8 protein-coding genes and 1 pseudogene are annotated in these 6,620 nt (G+C 66.4%); 5 read left to right on the forward strand and 4 right to left on the reverse strand.

Features of this window, described 5'->3' with window-relative positions:
• The 3 genes from VFA16_RS11570 to VFA16_RS11580 form a co-directional block, all read left to right on the forward strand.
• A partial coding sequence (locus VFA16_RS11570) for a condensation domain-containing protein (RefSeq protein ID WP_324967943.1) occupies window positions 1-1,622 on the forward strand: 1,622 nt, incomplete at its 5' end.
• A 19-nt stretch (window positions 1,623-1,641) separates the two neighbouring features.
• On the forward strand, window positions 1,642-2,943 hold the full coding sequence (mbtG, locus tag VFA16_RS11575; protein ID WP_324967944.1) for an NADPH-dependent L-lysine N(6)-monooxygenase MbtG: 1,302 nt from the start codon (window positions 1,642-1,644) through the stop codon (window positions 2,941-2,943).
• Window positions 2,921-3,136, forward strand: coding sequence for an MbtH family protein (locus VFA16_RS11580; RefSeq protein WP_324967945.1), 216 nt, complete (start codon window positions 2,921-2,923; stop codon window positions 3,134-3,136). Before mbtG ends, VFA16_RS11580 begins: the two co-directional genes overlap by 23 nt.
• Here the strand turns inward: VFA16_RS11580 and VFA16_RS11585 are convergent.
• Complete coding sequence (locus VFA16_RS11585) at window positions 3,133-3,627, reverse strand: hypothetical protein (protein WP_324967946.1); 495 nt, start codon at window positions 3,625-3,627, stop codon at window positions 3,133-3,135. The two genes, VFA16_RS11580 and VFA16_RS11585, sit on opposite strands and share 4 nt — an antisense overlap.
• Window positions 3,628-3,841: 214 nt before the next feature.
• Here VFA16_RS11585 and VFA16_RS11590 point away from each other — a divergent pair, with 214 nt between their 5' ends.
• Entirely contained in the window at window positions 3,842-4,366 is a 525-nt protein-coding gene (locus tag VFA16_RS11590; RefSeq protein ID WP_324967947.1) for a hypothetical protein, read from the forward strand.
• On the opposite strand, the gene VFA16_RS11595 is transcribed toward VFA16_RS11590, so the two are convergent.
• From VFA16_RS11595 to VFA16_RS11605, 3 genes are read right to left on the reverse strand one after another with little or no spacing between them, the layout of a single operon-like run.
• Window positions 4,363-5,238, reverse strand: a complete 876-nt coding sequence (locus VFA16_RS11595; RefSeq protein ID WP_324967948.1) for a sigma-70 family RNA polymerase sigma factor — start codon at window positions 5,236-5,238, stop codon at window positions 4,363-4,365. The two genes, VFA16_RS11590 and VFA16_RS11595, sit on opposite strands and share 4 nt — an antisense overlap.
• The gene (locus tag VFA16_RS11600) at window positions 5,235-5,831 is read right to left on the reverse strand and encodes a carboxymuconolactone decarboxylase family protein (RefSeq protein ID WP_324967949.1); all 597 of its coding nucleotides are present in this window, start codon (window positions 5,829-5,831) and stop codon (window positions 5,235-5,237) included. The genes VFA16_RS11595 and VFA16_RS11600 overlap by 4 nt, the downstream gene beginning before the upstream one ends.
• 59 nt (window positions 5,832-5,890) lie before the next feature.
• Complete coding sequence (locus VFA16_RS11605) at window positions 5,891-6,205, reverse strand: type II toxin-antitoxin system VapB family antitoxin (RefSeq protein WP_324967950.1); 315 nt, start codon at window positions 6,203-6,205, stop codon at window positions 5,891-5,893.
• Window positions 6,206-6,351: 146 nt separating this feature from the next.
• On the opposite strand from VFA16_RS11605, the pseudogene VFA16_RS11610 reads away from it, so the two are divergent.
• Window positions 6,352-6,620: pseudogene (locus VFA16_RS11610) on the forward strand (HTH domain-containing protein); the annotation flags it as partial.

Consider the following 6,620-nt stretch of genomic DNA (forward strand, 5'->3'; position numbering starts at 1 on the left):
CAGTGCTGGCCGAGGTATTCGACGGCGCCACACCCGGAGTGCAACAGGACCTGTTCGAGCTCGGCATGGACAGCATCGTCGCGATATCGCTGGCCAATAAGGCCCGCCACCTTGGTGTGACGCCGCGGATGGTGCTGGCGAACCCGACGATCGAATTGCTCGCCGAGGCAGTCGATGCTGGCCAGTTCAAACCGCGCGCCGAGGCGTCGCATGACCCCGACCGGTTCGGCGAGGTCACGCCGTTGCCGATCCTGTCGTGGATGTACGAGCACGGCAACTTCCGCCGGTTCGTTCAGGCCCCTCTGATCGCATTGCCGCCGAATATCACTGAGCCACAACTGCAATCGCTGCTGCAGGCGCTATTGGACCGCCACGACATGCTGCGCGCGCAGCTGGAGGTGCATGATGGTGACTACCGACTGACCACCAGGTCCCCGGGAGTGGTGCGCGCCGTCGACATCCTGACCCGGATCCACGGACCGGTCGACGACACCCTCAACGCGCACGCACATGCGGTGATCGACCGCATCGACCCGTTCGCCGGTGCCATGGTGCAGGCGCTGTGGTGCGACGACCCCGATGGCGGCTCTCTGCTTGTCGTCATGCATCACTTGGCCACCGATGCGCTGTCGTGGTTTGTGGTGATGGCCGGCCTAGCGGACGGCTGGGAGCAGCTATGTGCCGGTGAAAACCCTGTGTTGCCAGGCGAATACACGACCTATCGGGAATTCGCGCGGCTGCTCGAGCAGCGCAGCCGCCGCACGGAAGTCGCGGCGCAACGCGACTACTGGCTGGCCCAGCTGCGCGGGCCAGACCCGGCGCTGGGTTCCCGGATGCCCGATCCGCGCCGCGACACCTGGGCGTCCTTGCGGCTGACCATGGCTCACAGCGAGGTCACCGATACCCAGCTCATGCTGGACAAGATCGCATCGGCCGGCGCGAACACCGGCGTGCGGGAATTCCTGCTGGCCGCACTGACGATGACGCTGACCTCGTGGCGGATCCGCCGCGGCGACCCGCTCGGCGACGGGCTGCTGGTCGCGCTGGAGGGTCACGGACGCGAAGACGAGCTGTTAGAAAGCGGGGGTCCGGGTTGCGCAGTGGACACCTCGAACACCGCGGGCTGGTTCACCACTATCTTCCCGGTCCGGCTTAACTACCCCGGGCGTCCGGTTGACGTGGACACCGCTCGCCGGGAACCCACCGCCGCTCGCCTTCTATTGGAAGCGGTCACCGAGCGCATCGCTGCGGTTCCCAACAACGGACTGGATTACGGACTGCTGCGCTACCAGCGCCGTAATCCCGATCTGGTCGCTGCACCGCACCCGCAGGTGCAGTTCAACTACGTCGGCCGGCTCGACCTGACCCCACAGCCCGAAGGCTGCGCGCCTTGGACGCTGATCACCGACCCCGCCCGGCATACCTGGTTGTCACGAGCTCCCGAACCGGACTTGCCGCTGCGCTACACCTTCGACGTGGTGCCCGTCGTGCATCCCACCGCGGCAGGGCCGCAGCTGGTGACCAGCTGGCGCTGGAGCGACCGGCTGAGCACCGAAAGCGAGGCCAATCAGTTGGCGGCGCTGTGGTGCGACGCAGTCGCGACGCTGGCGGCTGCGCTATGAGCCCAACAGGGGAGGCAACATGACCACGCTTGCGGTGCTGGGCGCAGGAGCCAAAGCGGTGGCTGTCGCCGCAAAAGCAACAGCCTTGCGCGACATGGGAATTCAACCACCCGACGTCATCGCCGTCGAACGCACAGAGATCGCCGCAAACTGGCAGGCCAGTGGCGGCTGGACCGACGGCGCGCAACGGCTGGGCACCAGCCCGGAGAAAGACGTCGGCTTCCCGTACCGGTCGTCGTTAGTTCCCCGGCGCAACGCCGAACTTGACGAGCGGATGACGCGCTACAGCTGGCAGTCATATCTGATCGCCACCGGGCAGTTCGCAGCGTGGATCGACCGCGGCCGGCCCGCGCCCACCCACCGCCGCTGGGGTCAGTACTTGCGCTGGGTGGCCGAGCAAGTCGGGATGACCGTCGTGGACGGCGAGGTCGAACGGCTCGGCCTCGACGGCGACCGGTGGGCGCTCCATACCCACGAAACCACCGTGCACGCCGACGCTTTGATGATCACCGGGCCAGGGCAAGCCGAAAAATCGCTGCTACCCGGAAATCCGCGGGTGCTCTCGATCGCCCAGTTCTGGCACCGCGCCGCCGGGCCGGATCGCATTTGCGCAGAGCGGGTGGCGGTGATCGGCGGTGGCGAAACCGCCGCATCGATCCTCAATGAGCTTTTCCGGCACCGGGTTTCGACGATCACGGTGATCTCGCCGCAGGTGACGCTGTTCACCCGCGGCGAGGGGTACTTCGAGAACTCGCTGTTCTCCGACCCGACCGACTGGGGCCTACTGACGCTGCAGGAACGCCGCGACGCAGTCGCGCGCACCGACCGCGGGGTGTTCTCAGCGAGCGTCCAGGAAGCGCTGCTGGCCGACGACCGGATCCGGCACCTGCGGGGCCGGGTCGCTCACGCAGTCGGCCGTGAGGGGCAGATCCGGTTGACGCTGCGCACCGACCGGGGCACCGAAAACCTGGAAACTGTCTACGGTTTCGATCTGGTGATCGACGGGTCCGGCGCCGACCCGCTGTGGTTTTTGACGCTGTTCAGCCAGGACGCGCTTGATCTGCTCGAACTCGGCATGGGTGGACCGTTGACCGGAGAAAGCCTCGAAGAAGCGATCGGCTATGACCTCGCTATCACCGACGTCACCCCAAAGCTCTTCTTGCCCAACCTCGCCGGGCTCAACCAGGGTCCCGGGTTCCCGAACCTCAGCTGTCTGGGGCTGCTGTCGGATCGCATCCTCGGCGCCATGGTCGCCCCGCAGCGCAGCCCGTCCTACCAACCCTCGGCCAGGAGACGCGATGAGCACCAATCCCTTCGATGACGACAACGGAACGTTCTACGTCCTGCTCAATGACGAGGACCAGCACAGCCTGTGGCCGGCCTTCGCTGACATTCCGGCCGGATGGCGGGTGGCATACGGCGACGCCAGCCGGCCCGAGTGCTTGGACTACGTCGAACAGAACTGGACCGATATACGGCCAAAGAGTCTGCGCGAGGCGATAGACGCCCGCTAGACCGCCGACGCTGCCTGCAGCAGCGACATCGCGGAGCTGCGCGACAGCACCCAGCCGCCCTGGTTGACGAACGTGACGTTCTGGGTGACCGGCGCGGTGAGCTTGGGACCCGAGACGGCCACGTCGGCCGTGGCCGACCCAACGCCGGCGGGCTGGATATTCGAGACGTTGAACGACAACGGCAGCTGGCCGCGCTTGGCCGCCTTCTGCAGGGCGTGGTCGGCGGCGTGAGCTTCGACCGGGCTGATGCCGCCTTCGACCAGGCCGCTCTTGTTCGCGAACGAAACGTTGGGATTGGCAAGGCTGGTCAGGACAGTGGACAACTGGTCGGCGGTGGGCAGATTAGCGGTTTGATCATGCGGCAGCGGTGCGCCGAAAACGACAGGCTGCACCGCGGGTGGGACGGTGGATACAAGGCCGCTCAGTCCTGCGGCCGCGGCGCCGATCGCGGACACCGCCGCCATACCGGAGACCAAGGTTTTCACGCTCATCGCTGTCCTTTCGATTACCACAATGTTGTTGTGGTAGCAGTTGTGGGTGTTGACGCTGATGCTGGTGTGTCGTTTGTCGGGCCCGCGACGTTACGCGCGAGCCCGACCAGCGGCGATGTAACGCAACGGAGGGGACTTACGACAAAACCGTCAGCACCGATCACGTGAACTGCACAATGGCACCACCGCGTACGTCCGAATCGAAAGGACCGCCATGACCATGAAGCCCATCCTCACAGGCGTTGCCGCCGTAGCCGCAATCGCAGCAGCGGCAGCAGGAGCGACCTCCCTCGCCTCCAGTGGCACTGCCGCTGCCCAGCCGCAGCCCGTCGTCTTCACCGCACCGTTGCCGGACCAGCCGCCGCCACCCCCGCCGCCGGCACCCGGCCTGCCGACCGCGGACCAGCTGGCCGCCGTCTGCAATCAAGTCACCGACCCTGGTGTGTCGTACACGACCAAGAACAATGTCGTCCAAGGCGGCATCCCTCCGAACGAGGGCCATGAGGCCGACCACAAACTCCGGCAGGCATACCGCGACGGGTATTTCCCTGAGAACTTCAACGTGACGAATATCCAGCAGGCCGGTCCCAATGTCACCGCCGACGTGACCACCACCGGTCCAAAACTCGCGGCACCGGTCACGCAGAACTACACCTTCGTCAATGAAGGTGGCAACTGGGCGATGGCGCACGACTCCGCGGTCGCGCTGCTGCAGACGGCTACGGCCGGAGCCGACTAGCCGCCCATCGCGCTGAGGTCGATCGTGGCCAGGCGCGCCGGGTCAGCGAGCACGTCGATCCCGGCGATCCGCCCGTCGCGCACGACAAAACCCATGACGGCGGTCGGCCGGCCGGTCACGTAGATCACCGCGCCGGCTGCGCCGTTGACGGTGGCGGGCCGCACCTCCCGCTTCGGCATCGCGTAGCTGTGCGCGAGGCCGGCCACCGCGGACGCGCCCCGCACGGAGCGAACGGCACCGGGGCCGAAGTCGCCCCGCAACGCCACGTCGGGGTGCAGCACGGAGATCAGGCGGTCGAAGTCGCCGGCCCGCCCGGCCGCGAAGAATGCGTCGACGACCTCGCGCTGAGCAGCCAGGTCAGCGTCGGGGACCGGGGCCGCATCCTGGATCCGCCGGCGTGCGCGGCTGGCGAGCTTGCGGGTGGCCTCGGGGGACCGCTCCACGATTGGCGCGATCTGGTCGAAGGGCACCGTGAACACGTCGTGCAGGACGAACGCCAGCCGCTCGGCCGGCGGCAGGGTGTCCAGCACCACGAACAACGCCAGCCCGACCGCGTCAGCCAGCATCGCCCGGTGTTCGGGGTCAAATTCCCCGACCGCGTCCACGATTGGGTCGGGTACCTGGGCGACCAGCTCTTCGCCGCGGCGAACGCGTCGGGCACGCAAGGTGTTCAGGCAGATACGCGCCACCACGGTGGTCAGCCAGGCGTCGAGGTTCGCGATGTCGTCAGCGCCTGCTTGATCGCGACTCAGCCGCAGCCAGGCTTCTTGCACCGCATCCTCAGCGTCCTGAAGCGACCCCAGCATCCGGTAAGCAAGGGCGCTCAGCTGCGGGCGCGCCGCTTCGAACCGCGCCGTGAGAGCGTCGGTCACCGGCCGCCAGCGTCGGGCAGCGCGCACACCATACCGTCGGAGAAACCCGACGCCCCGATGTTGAGTGCCACGTTGAACCGGGCCCGCAGATTCTCCAGCGCGACGACGTGGGTGAGCTCGACAAGCGCAGCGGTGCTGAAATGTTGGCGCAGCGCATCGAAAAGCTCGTCGCTGACCTCGACCGGTGTGCGGCTCATCGCCGACGCATACTCGAGCACCAGCTTGTCCACGTCGGAGAAGCATGCCGCCGTCTGGTATCTCGGCAGCGCGAGCAGTTCCTCGTCGCTCAGCCCCCACTGGCGGGCGATCTGCGAACCGAGGTCGATGCAGTATTCGCAGCGCACCGTCGTCGCGGCCTTCAGCTCGGCCAATGCTCGATGCCGCAGATCGAGCAGATCCAGTTTGGCTACCGCCTGCTCGAGCTTGCCGTAACCGCTCAACAACTTCGGGATGTGGGCATACATGCGCAGTGGTTCGAGCATCGTCTCGGTTTCGCGTCCGGCCAGCTTCGCCAACTGGCGCTTGGTGAAGAAGAAGACGATCTTCGTGCTGAGTCCCGCCTCACGGTCGGAGACTCCGCTAAGTCGTGGCATGGCTTACCTCCTTGAAGGTGGTTCTACCTACCTCGAAACTCGGCAGCGCCGAGACGTGACTAAGCCTGCTGGCTCAGCGGCATGTCCATATCGAGAAGCCGCGCATGCAACACAGTGCGATTGCGCAGTGCCGCACGCACCGCCCGGTGCAGACCGTCCTCGAGGTAGACGATGCCCTTCCACTTGACTGCATGCGGGAACAAGTCGCCGTAAAAGGTGGAGTCCTCTGACAGCAGCCGGTCCAACGCGAGCACCGTTGTGGTAGTGACCAATTCGTCGAGCCGGATTTGCCGAGGCGGTATCCGCGACCAGTCCCGATAGGACAGGCCATGGTCGGGGTACGGCTTGCCGTCCCGCACACCTTTGAAGATCATTTCGCTGCGTCGCCCAGGCTCGACGTGCGCATGGTCTACAAGGCTAGCGCGGCGTGTAAACCGCCGAGCGCTGTGGGGCGCGCCCTGATCACCGTGAAGGCACTGACGCTGCCCGTAAAATGGTGCCGATCAGGAGGGTGATTGCGATGGGAAGTGCCGACGAGCGTCGCTTCGAGGTGCTGCGCGCCATCGTCGCCGACTTCGTCGCCACCAAGGAACCGATCGGCTCGAAGGCCTTGGTGGAGCGGCACAACCTTGGCGTGTCCAGCGCCACCGTCCGCAACGACATGGCCGTGTTGGAGGCTGAGGGCTACATCGCGCAGCCGCACACCAGCTCCGGGCGGGTCCCGACCGAGAAGGGGTACCGCGAATTCGTCGACCGGCTCGACGGTGTCAAGCCGCTGTCGTCGGCCGA

It is taken from the genome of Mycobacterium sp. (genome assembly GCF_035653355.1).
Taxonomy (GTDB): domain Bacteria; phylum Actinomycetota; class Actinomycetes; order Mycobacteriales; family Mycobacteriaceae; genus Mycobacterium.